The organism is Anaerostipes sp. Marseille-Q3525, from assembly GCF_018223505.1.
In the GTDB taxonomy this organism is placed as follows: domain Bacteria; phylum Bacillota; class Clostridia; order Lachnospirales; family Lachnospiraceae; genus Anaerostipes; species Anaerostipes amylophilus.
In genome coordinates this window covers 40,401-62,913 of sequence record NZ_JAGTTT010000010.1, presented here as the reverse complement: position 1 = coordinate 62,913, position 22,513 = coordinate 40,401, and the positions used below count along the sequence as shown (strand labels likewise).

Annotated in this window: 19 protein-coding genes and 1 tRNA gene; 2 read left to right on the top strand and 18 right to left on the bottom strand. The window is 33.7% G+C overall.

The window, feature by feature from the left end:
- Positions 1–79 precede the first annotated feature (79 nt).
- Entirely contained in the window at positions 80–7,549 is a 7,470-nt protein-coding gene (locus KE503_RS06615) for a hypothetical protein (RefSeq protein ID WP_212384792.1), read from the bottom strand.
- Positions 7,550–7,632: 83 nt separating this feature from the next.
- Here KE503_RS06615 and KE503_RS06610 point away from each other — a divergent pair, with 83 nt between their 5' ends.
- A complete protein-coding gene (locus tag KE503_RS06610; RefSeq protein WP_212384791.1) occupies positions 7,633–8,154 on the top strand; it encodes a hypothetical protein in 522 nt (173 codons plus the stop codon).
- A gap of 10 nt (positions 8,155–8,164) precedes the next feature.
- On the top strand, positions 8,165–8,701 hold the full coding sequence (locus KE503_RS06605; RefSeq protein WP_212384790.1) for a hypothetical protein: 537 nt from the start codon (positions 8,165–8,167) through the stop codon (positions 8,699–8,701).
- A gap of 76 nt (positions 8,702–8,777) precedes the next feature.
- Here the strand turns inward: KE503_RS06605 and KE503_RS06600 are convergent, their stop codons facing one another.
- The 17 genes from KE503_RS06600 to KE503_RS06520 all read right to left on the bottom strand — a co-directional run bounded on the left by KE503_RS06600 (position 8,778) and on the right by KE503_RS06520 (position 22,509).
- Positions 8,778–9,263: a hypothetical protein gene (locus KE503_RS06600; RefSeq protein ID WP_212384789.1), complete on the bottom strand. Its 486-nt coding sequence runs from the start codon at positions 9,261–9,263 to the stop codon at positions 8,778–8,780.
- Positions 9,264–9,419: 156 nt separating this feature from the next.
- Complete coding sequence (locus KE503_RS06595) at positions 9,420–9,569, bottom strand: hypothetical protein (RefSeq protein ID WP_173774453.1); 150 nt, start codon at positions 9,567–9,569, stop codon at positions 9,420–9,422.
- 1,471 nt (positions 9,570–11,040) lie between these two features.
- Positions 11,041–11,547, bottom strand: a complete 507-nt coding sequence (locus KE503_RS06590) for a phage tail tape measure protein (RefSeq protein WP_212384813.1) — start codon at positions 11,545–11,547, stop codon at positions 11,041–11,043.
- Between the two features lie 169 nt (positions 11,548–11,716).
- Complete coding sequence (locus KE503_RS06585; RefSeq protein WP_212384788.1) at positions 11,717–12,814, bottom strand: DUF7487 domain-containing protein; 1,098 nt, start codon at positions 12,812–12,814, stop codon at positions 11,717–11,719.
- A 141-nt stretch (positions 12,815–12,955) separates the two neighbouring features.
- Positions 12,956–15,040, bottom strand: coding sequence for a phage tail tape measure protein (locus tag KE503_RS06580; RefSeq protein ID WP_212384787.1), 2,085 nt, complete (start codon positions 15,038–15,040; stop codon positions 12,956–12,958).
- Between the two features lie 83 nt (positions 15,041–15,123).
- A tRNA-Trp gene (locus KE503_RS06575) sits at positions 15,124–15,194 on the bottom strand.
- A 34-nt stretch (positions 15,195–15,228) separates the two neighbouring features.
- Entirely contained in the window at positions 15,229–15,423 is a 195-nt protein-coding gene (locus KE503_RS06570) for a hypothetical protein (protein ID WP_212384786.1), read from the bottom strand.
- A gap of 120 nt (positions 15,424–15,543) precedes the next feature.
- A complete protein-coding gene (locus KE503_RS06565) occupies positions 15,544–16,569 on the bottom strand; it encodes a tyrosine-type recombinase/integrase (RefSeq protein WP_212384785.1) in 1,026 nt (341 codons plus the stop codon).
- 146 nt (positions 16,570–16,715) lie between these two features.
- Positions 16,716–17,129 (bottom strand): hypothetical protein, encoded by a 414-nt coding sequence (locus KE503_RS06560; protein WP_212384784.1) that lies wholly within the window; start codon positions 17,127–17,129, stop codon positions 16,716–16,718.
- Positions 17,130–17,138: 9 nt separating this feature from the next.
- Entirely contained in the window at positions 17,139–17,819 is a 681-nt protein-coding gene (locus KE503_RS06555) for a hypothetical protein (protein ID WP_212384783.1), read from the bottom strand.
- Positions 17,820–17,823: 4 nt separating this feature from the next.
- Positions 17,824–18,351: a hypothetical protein gene (locus KE503_RS06550; protein ID WP_212384782.1), complete on the bottom strand. Its 528-nt coding sequence runs from the start codon at positions 18,349–18,351 to the stop codon at positions 17,824–17,826.
- A gap of 1 nt (position 18,352) precedes the next feature.
- Positions 18,353–18,592, bottom strand: coding sequence for a hypothetical protein (locus tag KE503_RS06545; RefSeq protein WP_173756343.1), 240 nt, complete (start codon positions 18,590–18,592; stop codon positions 18,353–18,355).
- 224 nt (positions 18,593–18,816) lie between these two features.
- A complete protein-coding gene (locus KE503_RS06540) occupies positions 18,817–19,551 on the bottom strand; it encodes a hypothetical protein (RefSeq protein WP_212384781.1) in 735 nt (244 codons plus the stop codon).
- A gap of 66 nt (positions 19,552–19,617) precedes the next feature.
- A complete protein-coding gene (locus KE503_RS06535; RefSeq protein WP_212384780.1) occupies positions 19,618–20,433 on the bottom strand; it encodes a hypothetical protein in 816 nt (271 codons plus the stop codon).
- The gene (locus KE503_RS06530) at positions 20,430–21,035 is read right to left on the bottom strand and encodes a hypothetical protein (protein ID WP_212384779.1); all 606 of its coding nucleotides are present in this window, start codon (positions 21,033–21,035) and stop codon (positions 20,430–20,432) included. Before KE503_RS06530 ends, KE503_RS06535 begins: the two co-directional genes overlap by 4 nt.
- A 10-nt stretch (positions 21,036–21,045) precedes the next feature.
- The gene (locus tag KE503_RS06525; RefSeq protein WP_212384778.1) at positions 21,046–22,110 is read right to left on the bottom strand and encodes a hypothetical protein; all 1,065 of its coding nucleotides are present in this window, start codon (positions 22,108–22,110) and stop codon (positions 21,046–21,048) included.
- 12 nt (positions 22,111–22,122) lie between these two features.
- Positions 22,123–22,509, bottom strand: coding sequence for a hypothetical protein (locus tag KE503_RS06520; RefSeq protein WP_179975988.1), 387 nt, complete (start codon positions 22,507–22,509; stop codon positions 22,123–22,125).
- Positions 22,510–22,513 lie beyond the last annotated feature (4 nt).

The window sequence follows — 22,513 nt, the reverse complement described above, 5'->3', positions numbered from 1 at the left end:
AATTTTGCATAAAAATAACAGGCAAGAGTGCGTATTTCTACGCACCACTCAACCTGTTTCTTCCTTATTATATAAGGTTTTAAACTGGACGTTTACGACCAACGATTTTAGCCATGTCACGAGTAACTTTCTGAGAAGTATATTTATAGGATTCATTAACGATTCTTTGAAGCTCTTCTTCAGATACTCCAGAAGGAACATTAATTGCACCAATAGCTTCGCCAAAGTTGACATTAATTTCCGTTGTTCCAATTCCATCCATAGTCATTCCGTTCAGTGTATGTCCATTTGCTAAGGCATTTAATACCTTATCTTGTCTTATTTTGTTTGCCAAATTAACAACATCAACAGTGGCAACTTCCTCACCAACTGCGAGAGAAGCGAGACCATCATCTCCGTTCTTATGCACAGATTTAACTAATCCACCTTGAGCATAACCTGTCACTTTACTGTCTGTCAGTCCAAGATCACTTGGCTTAACGCCATAATGTCCTAAGATAGTAGTAATCGTACTATCAATTTTTGCACCCTCTGAACTGATTGTTCCAGATAAAGATATAAATGTTTTTTCAATCTTATCAACAGAAGAAGATAACTCTTTACAGTATTTCTCATAATCGTCATTCAGCTGTGTGCTTAACTTATCAAGTCCGTCAATCTGAAGATTATAAATATGATCTTTTACTGTATCATCAAGTGCATCTTGTTTCTCTTGGAGTTCTGCTTCAAGGCGTGCTTTCTTCGCACGGCTGGCTGCATCGCTCACCCCATTAAGTGCATTTATCTGTGATCTTAGTATCTGAATATCTTTGTTAGAGGATTTCAATTGCTTGTCATATGTATAATAGTCATTAGATTTTTTTATAGCTTCAGAATATGCTGAAATAGTCTTGTTAATCGCATCCAATTTCTGCTTTGCGTTATTCTTCAGAATAGTTGTCACACTATCTTCGGCAGACTTAATACTCTTAACAGCATCTGCAATGTCTTGATCGCTCTTTTGAATTGCGTCAGCCCATTCTGTGTCAGAATATTCATCACGATGTTCAGCCATTTTAGCACGTTCTTGCATCAATTGATTCAATTCTTCTTTTTCAGATTTGACATTAGCAATATTTGTTGCAATAGCAGCAGTACCATAATCAGTCAGATTTCCGTCATCATCAAACATTGCATCTTCATCGATCAAAGAAGATATTGTTGTAAGTGAATTTTGTAAATTCTGAGCCGCTTTAATAGCACGTTCAAAGCCACGATAATAAATATCATCACGCATACTATTTTTAAGTTCTTCATTTGTGGTACGGAGATCATTGGCGCTGCTCGTACAAGCATCAATTTCTCCTTGCATCTGCATCCACTCTTGAGAACCTTTCTTGATATCACCAGCTTTTACTTTCTCATCAAGATTTAATTGCATTGTCTTAGCAGACTCTTCATATAACTGAGCCTGTTTTTCATTAGAATCAATCTGCTTCTGATAATCCTCAGTAATCAAATCTTCTCCTTTAGCCTGTTTTAACTTAGCAGCAGAAGAAGCGTTGTTTCCTTGGATTGATTCATAATTTTGTTTGGCATCATAATACGCTTTAATATTTGCCTGAGACTGCATTGCTGCATTAACTTTTTCTTGTGCCAATTCAGCAGCCGCTTGTTTAGCGTTGTTATCGGCAGTTGTCAATGCATTTTGTGCATCACGTTCTTTAATAGAAGCAGATGTCACTTTCTTTGATGCGGCAACTTCAGCCTTTTTAGCCTTATTCTTTGCCTCAACAGCTTTGTTGTAGTCCTTAAGTTGTTTTAATAATTTCTTATTATTAACACCTTTTGTACTAACTTTTTTGCCAGATTTAATTTGTTTCTTTTGAGTACCTGTTAGCTTTTTAGCAGATTTCCTTGATAAGATCTTCTTACCTTTTTTCTTTACAGTATTTGACTTATCTTTTGTCTTTTTTTGAGCTTTTGTTTTAGCAGATTTAGCACTATTGAGTTCTTTCTGATATTTATCATGATTTTTTTGAGCAGTTTTCTGGGCTTCCCTCTGATTTTTATAATCAGCTTCTTTGAGTTCTACCTGCTTTTTCAAAATATCATTCTGGTAAGAGTATGCTGGAAGATCGGCTTTTGCAGCAGTCACCGCCTCATTCTGCAATGCCTGAGCAGCTTTATATTCTGATTTAGCTTTATTAAGATTAGATTGTGCGGTCTTCAGATTCTTAGAAGTTTTATTCTTCGTACTCTGTTTTGACTTTACATTTTTATCTGCTTTCTTTTTAGCATCGACTGAAGCATTATACTCTTGTGCTTTTTTCTTAGTCTTTCCTTTAAGACCTTTTGTTGAAATTTTCTGACCTTTAGAAATTTTAGAATTTAAAGATTTCTTCTTAGACCGAGATAATCCCTTCTGAGATTTAATTGCTTTCTTTGCAGATTTAGCCTTGCTAGTCTTAGTCTTTTTAGCTTTCGTCTGCGTAGATTTAGCTTTTTTCAGATTTTTATTCGCAGCATCGTCTGACCTCTTTGCCTTGTCACGAGTAGAAGTTTTACTCTTGACATTTTTCTCATTTGCCTCAATCTCATCACCATATACACCTCTTAAAGCATTTACACCAGATTCACCAGTTGAAGCAGCAGAACCACGAGCACTGTAGTAATTGTAAATGTTTGCACGATTATCAATTGCTTTTTGTGCTTTTTCAATTGGCATATTTAACCATTGATTAAATAACTCACGTTGAGTATTCTTGAGCTGTTGAGCAGCCTGAGTGCATGACAGATACTTCTCATATAATTCTTGATAGTGCTCTACAGCAGAGCGCATATTATCATTTGAGATAGTATTAATATTTATGCTACCACTACGAACTCTAGCGAAGTATTTCTTTAACTTTGCTTGATTCTTTTTCTTTGATGTACTTTTAGTTTTAGGAGCTTTCTTGATTGCTTTACTAGCAAAAGAACTGGCTTCAGATTTATATTTAGATGCAGCCTTTTTGTTTGTAGAGATTTCTGTGCCAACAGATTTATATTGATTCCATAACGCTTTGGTTTTTGTATCGGACTTCACATAATCATTGATCATATTAGCAAACTTTTCTGTAGCAGCAGAAGCACGATCTAATTTAATTGCAATGAAGTCGAATTGTTTACCAACAGAATCAATAAGTTTTGCTAATGTTAATTTCTTTTTAGTATTCTTGTTGGTTGCCTTAGTGTTTTTCTTCTTGGAAGAAGTGTTCTTGTCAGTTGCTTTTGTATTGCGCTTTGTGGAAGATGTATGTTTCTTGGTAGAAGAAGAACCTGATGAATGTTTTTTATATCCAGAAGCAGCGCCACCTTGGAACGCACCACTACCAGTAACACGATGTCCAGAAGCAAAAGCAGTACCATGCGCAAATGCTGACATACCGCCTTTAATAGAAGCACGACTATTTGTAGACCCTTTGGAAAGTAAATCCGCTGTCTGCTGATGATTGAAAACTATATCTCCACGTTTAATATTCGTAAACTGTGCGCCATTTTCGCCAAGTAAAGTCCAGCGGTTTCCACGAACAAGTAGCTCAGGTCCCAATTCGGATGTAAGTGTTGTTCCAGAATAATCTGCTCCAAGATTGCCACTTGCTAATGCACGAGATGATAATTTTTTTACTGAACCATGCGCAAACGCATTTCCGTTCCAATCATCAAAATCTGTCAGATTTGAAATCGTTCCTTGAGAAAATGCTTTTGACCAAGCCATTGATCCATGTGCTAAACCAATACCATGTGCTCCATTTACACCACTTGGTTTGCCACTCTGACTATAATTTACAGATACATTAACAGACTTATCATGTAAGCCATTGATCGCTGATTTTGCAGCTTCAACGGCAGGTAATCCACTTGTATTGATAGTAACTTTTGGAGTCGGATGCATCTTACCTAATGCATTCAGTTTTCCTTTAATGCTACTAATTTTATGTGAAGCATTGTCTTTTACTTTAACAGTAATTTTCTTATTTTTTAGTTTCTTTAAAGCATTAGTAATCTTCTTAATGACAGAAGAAGCATTTCCTTTTACTTTAATAGAAATTCTTTTGGATTTTAATTTCTTAAGAGATTTAGAAATAGAAGAAATTGTTTTCTTTGCATTTCCTTTAACCTTAATAGAAATGCTTTTGGATTTCATGCCAGATAAAGATTTCTTGATAGAATCAATTGTCTTTTTGGCATTTCCTTTGACGTTTACTTTTATAGTAGTAGTATCTGACTTACTTGAAGTAGTGTCGGTCTTGCTTTGTTTGCTAGTTTTACCACTTGAAGTGCTTGATTGTTTAGGTGCTGTATATGCTGTATATGCTCCTCGTCCTGTTTGATCAATTGCATTACCAAGATAATTATTCTTGACCATATTGCTTGTAGATTTTTGAGAAACTTTACCGTTTTTACCAATACCATATTGTGTCTTAATTTGCGTTACATGCTCATCTTCAACACTATTCACTGCTTTTTGTGCTTCCTCTGCACCTTTTTTAGCACCAGAAGCATCAGCGGTATATGTAGTCTTCTTTTCTTTTGGAACTTTATCTGCCTCAGATTTAGTTTCTTTCGCTTTCTTTTTAGCGTCAGAATTATCACCAAGAATTTTAAGTGTCTCAGGATCAAGATATGGTTGTAATTCTTTTAATAACTCTTCACGTTTTGCTTCGACTTTTAATCCGAGTTTGATTTTGTCTTGTCCAGAAGCAGACTGATATTGTTGTACGAGGTTTTGAATTTCGTTTTGAATACCATTGGCTTTTGTCTCAATTTCAACAGGTATTTTAATACCTTTGGTCAATCCAGATTTGCCGACATCTTCGCCACCAGTCAATTTAGCTTGAATATTTGCAGAAGCCGTTAGTTGTTTGTCGATAGATTTCTGTTGAGCTTCTGTATCTCCATTTAACTGTGCAGCTTTGTATTCATCTTTTGCTTCTTTGATTTGTGATTGCAGGGAAGAAATATTGACCTCAAAATCAATAACTTTTGTCCATGTATCAGGAATTTCCTTGCCAGCTTCTTTTGCCTGATCGATTTGTTGTCGCCAAGCCTCAATACGCTGTCCTTCTTCATCCCCTGCGGTTCCACCATTTTTCTGCCATGTTTCAGCCCAACCATCAAGTTTACTCTGAGCTTCTTCATACTGTTTTGTAAGAGAACTGAAATTTACATCAAATCCATATGTCTTCAGATTATTAAGCAATGCTTCAAATGGTTCTACTCCCATACCAAATTTCTTGGCAGCAGAAGCAGTAGAATCAATATTGATTTTCCATTTCTGAGTTTTCTTATCAAAGTCAGCCAAAGCTTTGCCAGAATCATTTGTTTTTGTCTTCAGATCATCAAAGAAAGTATATACACCAGAATTATCCTCTGTAAAATATTTCTTCAGATTATCATAATTCTCTTTAAAATTCTTTGCGTCAGTTTTACCAGTTGGAGACATCATTCCAGCAAATGTCTTAAACTGATCCGTACCAACTTTACCTTGATCGTACTCTTCTTTAGTTTGCTTCATTCCAGAAACAAGAGTATTATAAGCAGAATCATCGTCGTCTGTATCAAGTGCTGCTTTATATCCTTCTACAGTATAAGAAGCAGAAGCAGCAGAACTATTTAACATTTTCAGACGTTCTTTTAACTGGTCTACAGAACCAGTAAATATATTTGTCTTATCCGTAACAATATCGAATGCATTTGACAAGTCATTTAAATTTAAAGAATCTGTAAACTTAGAGATATCTTGATTCTTAAATGTGTCATTTAATGTTTCCTGCATTTTAGCAATATCTTTACCAGTAGAAGACAGTACATTTTCTTTGTCATCAAGCTTAACACCAAGAGTTAATGCCAACGTATCTTTATCAATACCAGTAGATTTCTGTAATGCAGTAAATTGATCATTTACATTTTGTTGCCATTTATTGGCGTTCATTTTTCCATTTACTTGTGTTTTCTGGAAGTCTTTGATTTGGTCTTGTACGTCTTTATTCTGAGTAAGCTTTTTAGTAAGATTTTCAACAGTCTTTTCTTGTTTATCAAGATAATCTGTGTCTAACATTTTAGATGGATCAATATCCATATTTGAAATAAAATTAGACGCAAATGTTTTTGTTGTTTGATCCAATTTATCATAACCATCAACTGCCTGAGAGATATTAGATAAAGTGTTTTTCCTAAAGCTATCAGAGTATTTCTGTAATTGATCATAATTTGTCTTTGAAGCCGCTAACAATTTCTTAAGATTCTTTGTATCATTTTTTCCGATAAATCCTTCAGAATTAAAAGTATCTGCATTATTAGCAAGCTCTTGGATTTGTTTAGATGTTAATTTACTAACATCAACTTTCTCTTTCCCAAGAATTTTGGCAGCCTGTTTTTGAAAATCTGTATTAGAATACAAAGATTGTCTAACAGATGCTTCGTTCATGGTTAATCCGTCTTTAGCAAGATTTTTAGCTGATCTAAACGTATATGGTAAAGAGCGTTTTAGATTTGTGCCAAGACTTTCGTCAGCGAATGTACTTCCGTATAATGATTTCTGTGCCTTTAATGCCATAGAATCATTCTGGATACTTACATTCTTTTTACTAGCAATATCTTTCTTGCTTTGATCTGCTAATTTTTGATATTTGTCAATCGTATCTTGAATAGCAGTGTTGTTATTGATTAAAGCTTCACCCTCTGAATTATATCCAGTAACAAGATCACCATTTAACTTCACTAATTCTTTTTTGATTGCTAAATATCTCTCATATTGACTTGTTGATAATCCGATATTTTCATTCGTATTAGAGTCAACACCAGAAGACAAAGTATTGAATTCTTCCTGTAATTTCTTAGCCTGCTTAACCTTGTCATTATTTTTATCAATCTTCTTGTTATATTTATCAAGATTTTTCTGACCTGCGTTTAATTCATCTTTACGTTGACTTTGTATGTTAGAATGAATTGCTTTAATTCCTTCAAATGCAGCAAGTACTGCTAGAAGAGGAAGATAGGATTTAAGTGTTGCACTAAGACCAGATAACACAGATTTTATGTTTGATCCTAATGATTTAATGCCAGATTTGGCTTTTTCAACACCGTTTGTTACACCAGTTCTAAATGTTTCTCCAAGTTTAGATGCGCTCGAATTTACATTATCAAGATTGACCTGTCCAAAATCTGAGAGGACTTCTTTTGTAGCTTGGGCTTCTGATGAAACTTTAGAGAGGTCAGAGGTGTCTACTTTATTAGAAGAAGATATTTTTTTCTTTCGTTTTTGAATCTCGTCATATGCCTGTTGTTTATTGATATCTTCCACTTTGTCAGAGAGTCCAATTGATTGCAGAATGTTTTCTGCTAGTGAATAGTCTCCGCCATTTTTTAAGATTTTATCGTAAACTTGACTTGCGTTTAAACCTGAATTTGCAAAAGAATCTACGAAGTTTTTATACAATTCATTTTGCATATTAAGATCAGATGGGTTTAGTTTTTTTAAACTTTTAACTTGATTAACGAAATTACCTAATTCTTTAAATGACAAAAGTGTTATAGGTATATTGATTGCGTTTCAATATTTATAATGATATAATCAAATTAAATAAGTTTATAAAAGGAGTATGAAGAATGAGTTTGATAAAATGTACTGAATGCGGTAAAGAATTTTCTGTTAAAGCTGATCATTGTCCAAATTGTGGTTGTCCAACATGGGATATAATCAACGAATTATATAAGGCAGACCAAAGTATTAATATTAATCACGAGGTTTATGACATCTCTGAAATACTATCAAATATAGAAACTGGTGTAGATGATCAAATTAGTATAGATGCTATAGCAAATTCTGCTGAAATTTCAGCAAGTGCAGCGTATTGTATACTGCAAGAAATTAAAGAGGGTAATTTTTTACCTTGGAGCGATGGTAGCTATGGCAATCTTACAAATCCAAAATACCAAGAGAAAATCAATCGTAGAAATGAACAAATTGCCAAGCAGAAAGAAAATCTTCCTCATTGCCCAAACTGCAACAGTACCAATATCAAAAGAATTACCACTGGCTCCCGTATGTTAAGCGGTTTAACATTTGGTATTCTAAGTTCTAATATTGGTAAAACATATCAATGTAATAAATGCAAATATAAATGGTAGGAGTACGCAAATGAATTTAAACAAAGGACATGCCTTGATTGCTGTTCTATCAATTTGTTTATCATTTAGTGTTGGAACTAATATCAAAACTAGCGAAGAACATAAAAAAATAAGGTCAAAATACGAAGATGTAAAAGGTTCTTATGATGATATTTATTCACGTTATTATGATCTTTCCAAAGAGAATGATAAAATACAAGAAGATTTGAGTCGTTCTAGTGGAGAATATAATGATCTATGGTATAAATATACGTCACTAATTGACAAATACGATAAGTTAAAAGCAAAATATAAAAAGGTAGCAAAACCGAAAAAATCTAGCTCAAAAAAATCATCTAGCTTAAACAATACCAGTTCATCATCAAATAATTCGTCTTCTTCAGATTCTGATAATTCTTCATCCGCAAGTTATACAGTTTACATAACAGATTATGGACAAAAGTATCATGCGGCTGGTTGTAGATATCTTAAAAAGAGTTCGATATCAATCTCTAAATCTGAAGCAGAACAACGTGGATACACAGCTTGTTCGCACTGCCACCCGTAGTGCAAGAAATACATATCAATGTAACAAATGTAAATATAAGTGGTAATAAGAGAAGCATAACAATAAGAGAGGACTATCAATCCTCTCTCTTTAACACAGTTACAATATCTTCAAAGCCGTTATTATATACTTCGAGATAATCAATATCACTAATCTTCAAAACGATATTTGCATTTTCCTGCCCTTCAGCTCTTGCATAAGTAGCCAGCACACTACCGTTTTGCGAAAATTTTGTGAAAGCATTTAACACAATATATTGTTTGTCTTTCCCTTCATCTGTTAACCGTAAGTTGCCCATAAAGAAATAATCTTTATCTTTTAGGCGAGCAATTACACAGCTACCATTTGTGTAATCAAATACATCGTCAAGAACATTGTTGTTCGTTGTGATATGAAATTGATCAGCGATCCAGTTCTTGACATTGTCATTAGATAACACAAGAGATAATAATAATGCTACTATAATACATAAAATAATAGAAATCCCATTATTGATCCAAGACGTATCTTTTACATGTTTTAAGATATTTAATCGTAATAATGCGATTGTTGCTAACGACATATAACTAATAATGCAGCTTCCAACATTAAATGCAAATCCTGAAAGTTTTTTAGAAATTGTTAGCTGAAATATAAATAAGAAACATACGCCTGGTATATAATATTGCAAGATACTAGGCACAGCTTCAATTATTAAACTAAGTTCTTTGATAAATTATCACTCCTTTGACTTATTGTTATTCTGAGTTTGTTGGTGTTGAATAATTTTATCCAACATTCGTTCTTGGTTTGTCATACTATTTATTTGCTGACTATTTGTTTCAATAATATGTACATTTCCGTCTTTGTCTGTTACTTGTCTACTCATAATTATACTCTCCTTCGTATATATAAATTAATAGTTATAATTTATTATACAGCAAATTTCTAAATTAATAAAGAGTATAACACAAGAGAGATAACTCAACGGTTACCTCTCTTAATTCTATTTATGCAACAAATCAGCTTTCCACGACTAATTATTGACAAAATAACATTTCTGTAGTAATATGACAATATCCCATATAACTTATTTTTGTCAAGTTATATGGTTAAGTTTACAAGAAATGCAACGAGTTATCTTCCAAGTTCGTCATTGCATTTCCAAAGGATTTACAGTCTATTAGTTACCGCAAGTTATTTCTGATAGACTGTTTTTTGTTATGGATATTTATTCCATTGTATGATATAATTTTGTTGCTGAATGATCATGTTTTATGATTTGCACGCCATTCAGTGCCTTACGGCAGATGCGGAACGGAGGTGACAAATGCTCCAAAGCGTCATTCACTTATTACAGAATATTGACTGGCAGAGTGTTTCTAAAACACTCAATATTGCAAGTTTGATTATTCAGTTATTGCTTGCAATATTTAGATAAGACTTGAATTAACAATGCAAACAGTATTTTAATGTGTAAAAATATCGTATTATCTATCTACCACAAAAGATAACCGTTTAAGTAAAAAGTATCATTGTATGATTGGGCTACATATTAGAAATACTTGCATTTTATTAGAAAATATTCTATAATACAAGTGTAATAAGAAATGATACAAAAGCATTTGTACCCACAAACCGTAATTAAGGGTGGTAGCTTAATTGCAAAACATTAGTTAAAAAAGGAATACAAAAGGGCATCCGAGTGGGTGCCTTTTTGTTTTATGCTAATATATTAAGCTATTCCACAATATTTATACCAAGTTAAAAATAACTTCGATTCATATGTACTAATAGAAGTACAATTTATAAAAATGCCAATCTTCAAAATCCTTATAAAATAATGACTTTTTGATGGTCGTTTTTACATAAAATTTGAATTTTAAGTTCCCTGCTTAGAGATACAATATCTCTGTACGCAAACGATGATAGCAGGTAAAACATCGACATTAATTTACACTTTTGGGCTATACATTACCAGACAATGATCATAAGGTCGTCATTATCTGTCAGGATCGGTAGTCTCTGAACATCCATTCTTATTAAAATATCTTAGCTGCTGTGCCTTATCCCGAAGCACGTTTCTTATATGGCAGTTTACCGATACTTTCCTATATGGTAAGAATGTGTGCGGCTGATTAGATACAATCGTATAATACGATATGAATACCGAATTCTTAAACTATTCCGTCTATTGTTACCAATTCCGTTTCAGTTTTGATATCCTTTTTCGTTCCAGCAATTACTCCTGATACGTGTATTTTAAAACCCCGTATCCTATATATTTGTCCAAAACACCATTTCTGTTTCTTCCTTATATATAGTAGGCTCACTGTCACCCTAATGATTTTGAGATAGGGTCAACCTAGGTTTTTAAAAAGTTTGATGCCAGCAAAGCCAGCGGCAGCAGTTTTCAATAATCCAAAACTACTTACTAATTTATTAACTACATTTAGAACATTTGATAATAAAGTAATTCCACCACCAAGGATGTTTTTATCAGCAAATGTTGTTGAGATAGATTGAAATGAGTTTTTAAGATCTTCTGTTCGTCCTTCCAAACTATTCTCATAAACTTTGTACTTTTTGTCTGTAGATCCAGTAGAATTTTCGGATACTTTCTCGTATTCTTGAGCTTTCTTATAGTTACCCATTAGGACTAGAAATTGCTCCATATGATTCGTGCCAGCCATCGCTTTTGCAATTGCTCTTTGAGATACGTCACTGTAGCTAGTCCATTTGCCAGCAACTTCATCAAGCACATCACCGAAATTTCTAAATTTATCTTGTTTGTCTCTTAGGTTAATTCCTTCACCTTTTAAGACTGTTTCTACATCACTCCATGCTGTTACTTTGTCCTGTAGAATGAGACAATATGACTTCTATATAATAAGAAGAAACTCATTACATAGAAGCGGTTGCGGTACTTCCAAAAGTGTCTTTACACTTGACCGCAACTCCACTTCTTAAGGAATTATGGGAAATATAGAAGTGTGTTCAGACTGTCGCATAGTCATCGAAATGACCTTCTTTCGCTCAGTCGTTCAAGGCAGATATATCGTTAAATTTAATCGAACTATGTTTTGTTTTAATCGTTTGTTCATCTATAAGAACTTGTATATTGTGTCCACCATTTTGAAGATATGTATAGCAATAGTTATAAATATCTTTAATGTTGTGTGGAACTTTGTCTTTGTGTGTAATAAATCTAATTATTTTCCAATCATCATTAAATAAAGAAATATTTCTAAAATTTTCATTGCGTATAAATTTTTCTTTTGTTATGTGTCCAAGTCTCACTGACAAATCATGTCCACTACCATCCCATTCAATTGCAATCTTTTCATCTGGAAAAGCAATATCAATTACAAAATTTTTAAATGGGTAATTTAGTTCTCCTCCAATTATTGTATAAACTTCAAATTGTTGTTTTGAGCATGTAAAATTACCATGTTTATATCTTGATTCTATTGATTTCCTTAATATGTCTGGGTTCTGCGTAGGACTTACAACACCATATCTTTCTAACATGGTTTTTCGCTGTTTGTCTTTAACGACTTGACTTTGAGTAAAATGCTCAACTCCATATTTCTTTAACGAAGTTTCTTTTATCCTTTTCTGAAATTCATCGGTCTGCATAGGATATTCTACTCCAAATCGTTCAAGATTGGTTTGAATCACTTTGTCTTTAACAGACTGTAATTTTGAAGTATTCGTAACTCCGTATTTTTTAAAATTATTTTGAGCTTTTACTTTTTGGATTGCATCAGATTTTGATACGTTCTCAACTCCATATTTCTTTAGACAGGTTTCTTTAGATTTCTTTTTGATGTTTTCAGTACAGAATACATTTTCAACCCCATATTTTTCCATACAAGTTTCTTTTACTTTTAACGGGGAGCATTTTTTACATGCATTTGTACCATTTTTAGATGTTTTAAGATATGTACTATATTTAGTTTGATACGTTTTACCACAATAATCGCAACGTACATCCACCATGACGTCGCTACCATGTGTAACATCATTTATATTAGCCGTAAATGTATCGCCTATTTTTGTGAAATTATACCCTTTATCAATATAATGATATTTAGTACGGCTACACCATTTAACGGTTACTTGCTTTGTCAATAAAATTTCAATCATCTCCTTTTAATAAGACGATTAAAATAGATATATCCTTCCTCCTTATTGACCGTTCCCTCGGCTTCCAAGCACATATGAATATTATTCATATGATCATAAGAAAGAATTGCCACAGTGGTTTATGTATTATGCCACTGCGCCCCAAATGTCTAGGTCTTCGCCATTATTTTGATAATCTTTAAGTCGTGCTAGTTTGATATTTCCCATACGGGAGAAAATGGCGTTCAAACCAGTTCCGACTGAACTCATACCTTCCTGAGTTGTTTCACCGATAGTTGCTAAATAACCGAGCAATTTGTCCATGCTGACACCAGCTAAATTTGCATTCGTCGCAACTTCGGACATACCTTCTGCCAAACCTCCAACATCAGTAGCGGAAGCCATATCTACAGAAGACATTTTATCTACGATTTTCAAGGTATCTTCTGCACTCGTAATGCCATAACCTTTTCTCGCAGAAGTTAAATATTTTGTAGCATTTTCAGATGTTAAATCACCAACCTTGCTAAGTTTGATAGAACTCTCTGCAAGCTTATTAGATTTTTCAACACTTTGTCCCTGTTTCATCCATTCAGTAGAAGAAGCAGCAACATCTGTACCAGTAGCCTTTAATTGATGCCCCATATCTGAATATGTTTTCATCAAATCTTTGGCTTTATCATTGGATACACCAGTAGCCATCTGAAGCTGAGTCATTGCACTATCTACATCATATGTATTTTGCACCATTTCCTGTGCTTTGTTCATACCAGATTGCAAAATACCATATGTTCCTACAAACTGAGAAATCTGACTAAATCCACGTTTAACTTCTGAAAACATGGAATTTCCAGTAAGTCCTTTCACAGAAATTTCAGACTGCATTTGCTTAAACTGTTGGTTAATACGTTGAACTTCGCCTTTAGTTGTAGCGTTTTCAGATTGTTTCGCAAGATTCTCTAATGCAGTCCCATAGTCCTTAGCGGCTTTAGTATTATTCTCCATATAAGTTCTGATCTTATTTGCTTGAATACTACCTTCGCCAGGATTAAGTGCCTTGCTCTGAGTTGCATCGAGAATTTTCATCTCATTGTTTAATTTTTCATATGATTGGATTACTTTCTCATTCTGCTTAATGATCGCATCCTGATTAGCAGTTGAAGGATTTGCTTGGTATTGAGTATGTAATTCCTGCAAACCTTTTACATTCTTGTTATATTCTTCAAAAGACTTATTCGCATTTTTGTATTCTTCGCTGCCACTGTAATACCTACTAAGTTTCTTTTGTTGTGCTGCTAAATTAGCATCATATGATTTATTTCCAAGATTCCTAGAAACATTTTGCACATAAGAATCTTTTTTCTCTTGCTCTTTGAAAAGAGCTTGATTAAACCAATCACTATATTGTTCCTCTTGTTTGGCTTGTTTTTTAGCTTGTTTCTCTATATCACTCTTCAATACTTTGTTAGGAGAAGAATTTAATAAAGATAGACTATTTGTAGCATTTTTATCATACTGCTCAAGTTTTGAATGAGCATCAATCAAAAGGTCACGATTTTTTATAGTTGGGTCCTTTTTAAAGTTCCCATACATTTTATTGACTTCTTTACGTTGCTTTTCATAGTCAAGAATGTTGCTCAAAACAGCATTGTATTCTTTGCTATTATTATCGACATACCCAGAAAATTGTTTTTGATATCTTCCAGATTTAGAAGCAAATCTCTTCGCTTGAATGTCAGATTCAATCTTGGCAGCTTTCTCATTTAGTTTTTTCTGTTCTGCTTGATATTTTTTATCAGCTTTCTCTTGCTCTTTGAATGCTTTATTTTTTGCTTTCTCTTGCTCTTTTAATGCTTTGTCTGCATATTGATAAGCAGTTGGTGTTGAAACATTTTCTTCGTTTGCGATCTGCTTTGCAACATTAGACATTTCTTTAGCTTGGTCTTTTGCACGTTTAACAAGACCTTTGTCAATAGATGTTTCTCCGCTAGTATAAAATGCCCCAGAAGCATGTTTCATCTGCTTTTGAATTGCAGATTTCTTATATTTTACATATGATTTTGCCTGAGCATTTGCTTGTCTTTTGATTTGGTTATTAAGTGTTGTATTTGTTGATCCTTTCGTACCAACAATAGGGTTAATATGTACATCCTTATCTTTCACAAGTTCATTCAATTGAGACTCAACATTGCCCTTATCCAATATCGCTTTAATGACGGCTTCAAAATCCATTTACTCACCTCTTTCATGATTTTGTGCATAATAAAAAAGAGCCTATACAAAAATAGACTCTTTACATTTCAGTATATAATTAACAGACGGTCAGGGAATCGAACCCCGATCTCTGGTTTTGGAGACCAGTATAATTCCATTATACCAACCGCCCGTGAGAGCAATGATCAATTACTTTTACTTATTGTTTAACTAATTGCTGTCAAACATGGCTTCAGTATCCATGTACCAGTAGGGAAGTCATAAAGATGTGATAAAACATATTCATGTGCTTCGATGACTGAACCAACATTTACCTCTGTATGTATAACTATTCCTCCGCCATACATACTCCATTCGGCACAAATAAGTGTATAGTAATTTTTTCTATTCTCTATCATCATAACATCATCTCCTACTATATAAGTGGTGTTACATCATAGATTTTGTCGTGTAATTGATCATTGCGAGTTTGAGTATATCATAAAAATATATTTTATGTATACAGGTATCTTTTTCCAATATTACAAATCAGACAAAGAACCTTGTTTTCCTTCTTTAATACCGTCTTTTGTAAAGTATTTTCCGAAGTCATCTTCTGCGGATGAATCGTTGTAAATACCAACCAATTCCGTAGAAGACCATCCAAAGAATTCTTTGATAACATCAATCGGAATATTCTTCTTTGCGAAAGCAGTACAAGTATAATGTCTCATACAATGGTAGTAGAAGTCTACGTCCAACATCTTTGAAAATTCAGCTGTCCATTTGTCAAGATTGGATCTACGATGCCAACCATTTTTATCTTTCGTTACAAAGATATCATCAATGTCAACGCCAAGTTCTTTACGTTGTTTATCCCATAAATCAATGTATTTTTTAACATCAACAAGGATAAATTTGTTTAACTGCTTACCTAATTTACCACGACCCTTGGTGCGAATCTTTGGCGTTTTATATAAAGCACCATCAAATTCAAGAGCATCTTCAGTAAAATAAGACATCTTCATCTGAATGATTTCAGATTTTCTCATTCCAGAATAAGCAGCAATAGCGATAGCACACGCTTTTTCATATTTCTCTTGTTCGACAAGAGTTTTTAATAAGTCATCAACTTTTTCATCTGGCAGAATCGTTTTCTCACGCACTGCCTCATTTGCAGGATTCTCAATCTTATTTACAATTTTTCTGAATCCTTCAAATTCTTCTTCCTCGTCTAACATATTTTCGATATAATCAGATAAAGAAGAAAGACATGATTTAACACGTCTTGTTCGTTTAGGACTCCACCCCCATACGTTAATTGCATGATTTTGAAATTTAGCAATGTCACGTTTTGTTAATTTAGCAAAGTCCTTATTTTTATTATGTTCCAGATTCCAACACCAGAAAATATCTAAGTCATTGCGATAACCTTTGATCGTACTCTGCGCACGATCAACAGAAGCAAGGTAATCTAACCACTCATTGCCTAAATCTTTGTTATCTTTATTGACCAATGCTAGTTTTTCTGGAGATGTAATCTTGTTATATACCGTAAATCTAGCCAACGGTAAAACCTCCTATGTGTAAAATAAATACAACCACAATATATAGTGGTATTCGTAAAAATAAATCACATATATTGTGGTTGATAAGCATATAAAATCTTGGTTTTATTTTGTGAAAATTACATCAGATTTGATGTAAAAAGAAATTATTGTTTAAATCTTTTTGCAAATGCCTGTTCAGCATATTGTTGAGCTTTTTGCTCTGTACGTTGCCAGAATCCAGAAGTTAATACAATACCAGATCCACCAGATTCCGCTTCCGAGAAAACGTGTGGAGTAGAGTAAGTTCCAGTATCATAATTGTATCCCTGATCAAGATACACAGTGGCACTAACAGAATCTCCGCCACCAACAACGCCAGTTGTTCTTGCAGAGTTTTTCATCTGATATGTTCTTACATATCCACCTTGCTCTGGAGGTATTGGTTCTCCACCTGCATAAGAAGCAGTAAGCTCTTGATTGGCTGTTAAGAATGTTTGACTCTCAGCTTCGCTTACGGCATCACGCATTTCATTCTGGATTTGTCTCCATAACCCAGCCATTGCACCCATGTTTCCCATGAGATCACCTTACTTTCTGTCAATAGAAACTACATTATTATTGACTGCATCAGCGGCACCCTGTTTAATTGCTTCAAGTGCATCAATTCTATTTTTCTGAAAATCATCAGATTCAACAACAGCTTTTGTAATGTCTTCAGCAGTAAAGTCAAAACCATGTTCTGCAAAATACTGCATCATCTTCTGAGTTACTTCTGGATCAGCTTTGGCAAACACTTCATTAATATATTCAAGAGCAGGTGCTAAAGCCACGACAGATTCTACTAAATCGTCAACACCTTCGACCTTGAAATTCACATCTTTGCTGTCAAGTTTAATATCAATTGCACTTGCAATTAACTGCTGTTTGATGTAGTCACATTTTTCATCAATTGCAGTTAACATATCTTTAAACTGTACTTTGTTAATATCATTTTCATCAACAAATTCATCAACATCAATATCTGAAGCAAGTGCATATAATTCATCAATACCAATGCTTTCTAAATCAACGTTTCCATAAAATTTAATAATATTCATCTTGATTCCCATAAGTTTACTCAGTGGATCATAGTCCATACTAGATGTTCCGTTATCGTCCTGAGTTACAGGAAAAGCAGAAACGACAACGGCTTCAACGAAATCATTTGCTTCAAATCTATTTAAAGACCCATCTTCATAATGTCTTGTTTCAAAAGCAATTTTACCCATAAAATTATCTCTCCATTTCTCTATTTAACTTCTCAAGCAATTCAGATACATGATATCTGTAATTGACTTTTAATTTTCGACTATTAACAATGATTGGATTGAATTTTTTTAAATCCTTTTCGTTGAATGATTTTTTATCCATAGAAGCAATCATTCTGTCAAAATCATTGATGTGTTGAAAATATGTAGTTTCCATGTTATCTTTCTTTCTAAAATTAAATAAAAACCCTGCGATCATATTTTTGTAACCAACAAATTCTCTTAAACCTTTAATCTGATGATAATGGATTACACCTTTCTCTTCTTTGGTACGTTCAAAAGAAATAGAAGAAGTGCCAACACTTTTCAATTCCAATGCGTACATATAAGGAGAGGAAAATAAGAAACAATCACAAGGATTCTTACTTGAAAATCTTAAATTACTACAACCACCAAAAGATTGTGCTTGATCTTTTAAACGATAGTAGAATATGCCTGAAGGAATACTGGCTTTCCAATTTTCTTCAAATCTCTTACCAACATTCTTTGCCAACCTATTCACCTACCTGATATTTATCGTTAATATATTTTCTATAATCAACATATAGCCTGTATGTATCTTTTTTTGGATACCAGAACGCCATAATATCTGCACGTTCAGATGGATAGACCAGAAGTGGTTGTACGCCATGTTCTACATAGAACTTAACTTGTGCCAAACTTGTAACAGGAATAAGTTTTGTATCTTTATAGGCTTCCTGCAACTGTTCAGGCGTTGTAATTTCTGAATTCAATAAATACACCCTTTCTTTTAAAATCGTAAAAAATAGGGAAGAAAACAAAAAATCATATAATCCAATTTGTGAACCATATTAAAGTTTTGTTCTCTTCCCTATCTTCTAACTAAAATGTAAAACTATAATATGATTACTGCAATATTTTTTCATGTTCAATATTCCAAGTTAATACACTACTGATTAGTATAAACTAACCAGTAGTGATAAATAATGTCCTTAAATTAAGCTAAAGACTTGATCTGATAAATATCTACAAATTCATCATCTGCATCTGTCATCAGGTCAAATGTGATCTTCAGTGTAATAGGATCTCCCTCAGCTGCGAAAGCTAATTCGATATTTCTCTGAGGAGTAGCTTTGTAGCAAGTGATATGTAATGGTGTTACAACTCCCTGCTCAGATTTCTGGTTGATTTCTGCGTCAACTCTGAAATCAGCTAATTCCTGATTATCGTTAATCTTAACTAACTGAAGTGTAGAGTCATTTACGATATAAGATACATCGTATTTCTTACCAACAACGATATCGCTATCTGTTGTAGCTGTGAATACTTTTGTTGCTACACTTCCTTCGATCTGTGTTCCACCAACATCACCTTTTGCGTAAACGAATAAAGCTCCTGCTTTTGGATCGTCTGGTAATGTAAGTTTTCCTGCTTCTGTAGCAGTGATCGTCTTCATTTCTGCACGATCTCCACCTTCTGTAATTGTACCGTTACCAAAGATAGAGAATAACTCAAATGGATATACCTGAATTTCTGATTCAAGTGTTCCTTCCATTGGGTTAGCAAATGTTACAGCATCTCTACCTCTCTTTTTAGCTTTTACAGAATCTGCTGTAATATTTAATGTTACTGTATTTGCATAATCAACTCTTAAAGCCTTTTTGCTTGTAGCTAAGTTAGTTAACTCAAATACACCGCAGTCACGGCTTGCATATTTCTTACTAGCTGCCATTTTGTCACATCCTTTCATTAGAATTTTTAAATTTTAGTATTAAAAAAAGACCCATAAAGATAGGTCTTATTTTTCCTCGTTAAGGTTTTTCAAATATGAATCTTCTTTAAAGTCACTACCTTCAGTTCCCCAGACACTGGCATTAAGAGCCATGATTTGATAATTTCTATCAATTAAGATTCTTTGAAAGTTATCATATAATTGAGGAATTGTTAGTTGTCCTACGTTAGTAAAATTAATACTTGGGTGATACGCACATACGACAGAGATAATATTTCCGATATCATATTTAGGATCTTGTTTATCTAAGTTTTTTCCACGAGTACGTTTAGCTTTTGCCTTATCACGTCTACGCTGCATTTGGATAACAACAGGATCTTTTTGTTTTGATAACTCTTCGGACACTGTGCGTTCATTATTAATGTTTGAAATTTGCATCAGAATATGTAATACATCATCAAAGATTTCTCGATCAATAACCCCGACAACCTGTGATTCGATTTCTCCAGTTTCTTCGTCTTCATGTGTTTTTAAGATCTCAAATCTTTTTTCTCTTAATTTATACACAACATCTTCGACAAAATAAAAGCAAAATGCTCTCACATAAATCCGTATAACATCTGTGTTTTCTGATACCAAATCAAATAATTTAACATCTGTTCGTTCTTCATAAGGTAATGCCAAAAAAGCATCATATTTATCTGGCAGGAGAGCAGAGTAATAGCTATCTACTGTCAATGTCATATAACTAGCATATTGCATCCATAGCCCTTCACCAATTCTCCTACGATCACTGATTTTAGGTGGCTGAATATGCCCAATTCCAACAGGTATTGGCTCGCTTGACAGTAGCTGTGAATAAGTAAGTTTCACGTCACTCACTTACAAAGCAACTCCATATTTATATCATCAATCCGATACACCATTGTCCTGCCATAAAAGTTAGTGTTCGGTTTAAAAGACTGTAATTGGCTTGTCCGAGTATCTAATCTCATAGCCCCGATACCAAATGAGTCTTTTATTGATTCGTCAGTTAAGACAAGATTAATTGCTTGACAAATCATATCTAAACGATTGCCAGCGTATCCTTTTTCACGCCATTCTGACTTTTCATCATCATCTAGTTTGATAACATCTCTATGACATATGACATTGATAACCAATGTGTAATCAATAATAGATGTTGATATACTAGCAGGATATGTTTCCATTAAGATAATAGATCGTGTATCTGTAATGGTTTCATCCATATATGGGACATCTTTGCAATGTCCTAATAAACGATTGTCTTTCACTTGCCCATGTATATTTTCGCCAATTTTGCATCCAAACCAATTATCCTCGAAAGAATAATCCTCATCATCAAGATATGGCATGGCAAGATCACTAACATCATCATTTGTCATTAAAATATTTCCTACGGCTTCTTTAATCAATCCAAGCGAAACCAGAGGATTTTCCATCATTTTTTCTGTTTTCGTCATTGAATTTCACCTATGTAAGACTTTCTATACTTATTTCAATAGAAGCAGTAGAAGAAGTTCCATCTTTTGCAGATAATTTCAAGATGATTTTCTGACCAACTAATGCAGAATTTGACACAGAGATTCCAATGTTTGAACCAGTCTCTTCTATATTAATAGAGTCTTTTAATTCACATTCAATATCCCATTGAGAATCTTTTGTAACTGCGTTTCCATCTAAGTCTTTAAAAGAAGCGGTAAATGTAGATTTCTTGCCTACAAAAACTTTCTTGTATCTATACTTAATAGTAGCAGTACATGTCTGTTCTACAGTTGGAACATCTGGCTGTTCTGGTTTCTCTGGCTGCATTGGTTCAGGATCTTTTTTAGACTCAAAGTAATCACATAATCGCAAGTCTTTTCTGTCTTTCGCTGGGTTAAATTCATCTTTATCAACGATAAAAGATAATACGCCACCATGTTCAGTACCAAAATGATATAAAACATTATCATCACGAGTGAATGTAAATACGTCATTTGGAACTTCACGAATATCAAGAAATACTCTTTTCCCATCAAGCCCAAGAGTATCATCGTCTTGCGGTACAATTACCGTATAATTATTTGATCCAACAAATATAATATTGTTACCTGTTTTACCAACATCATATTTAGATGCCGATTGATAATAAGCCCATCTTTCATGGATATTACCATCTGCATCTTGCCATTTTACAGTAGATTGACACAACTTCATTGTTGTTTTTTCAAATACACCACATTGTCCAGGTCTTCCGTCTATGATCCAGTAATTATTCTCAAAATACACATACATTCCTGCTTTGGAAGTATTACATGGGAATAGTACGGTTCTCTGCATAGTTTTTAATGCGGTATCAGAATCATTATCTTGAACCACACATCGGATGGTCGTTCTTTCTGATAAATCAGAGTTACATAATTCAACCGTAGAAGCAATGTCTGTATCTAAGATCTCTGCAAATTCATCATCTTTATAATCGTTATATGCATCATTTTCATAACCGCCCGTTAAATTAGGTCGTGTATTAGGTGTTATTAAATACCAATCTTGCATTTATCGCACCTCCTATGTATAAGCGGTAGGTTTCTGATTATTTGTCATTTTTTCAGCATTATATTTAATAGCATCAAGCTCATTCTTTGCTGAAGTTTTTGACCCATTATTTCCATCAATACTTAATTCTTTTGTTACAATACTCACTCGTTTATTTACAAGAGAGTAGTAACGCTCCTGATAATATTGATGCATATATTCTGCCATTGTATCTATGACATATTGATCAAGATCTTCTGAAAATTCTTTTGTTTCTACGTCAAATGTAAGATCATCAATTTCCATAGAATATCTTGCAATTGCCTTTTTTAGCCATTGAAAAACTAAAGAGTCTGGCAGAGGCGTTTTATCTGCAAACGTAGATTCAAAACTTTGAATTACATCATCTGCGGTTGTCATTATA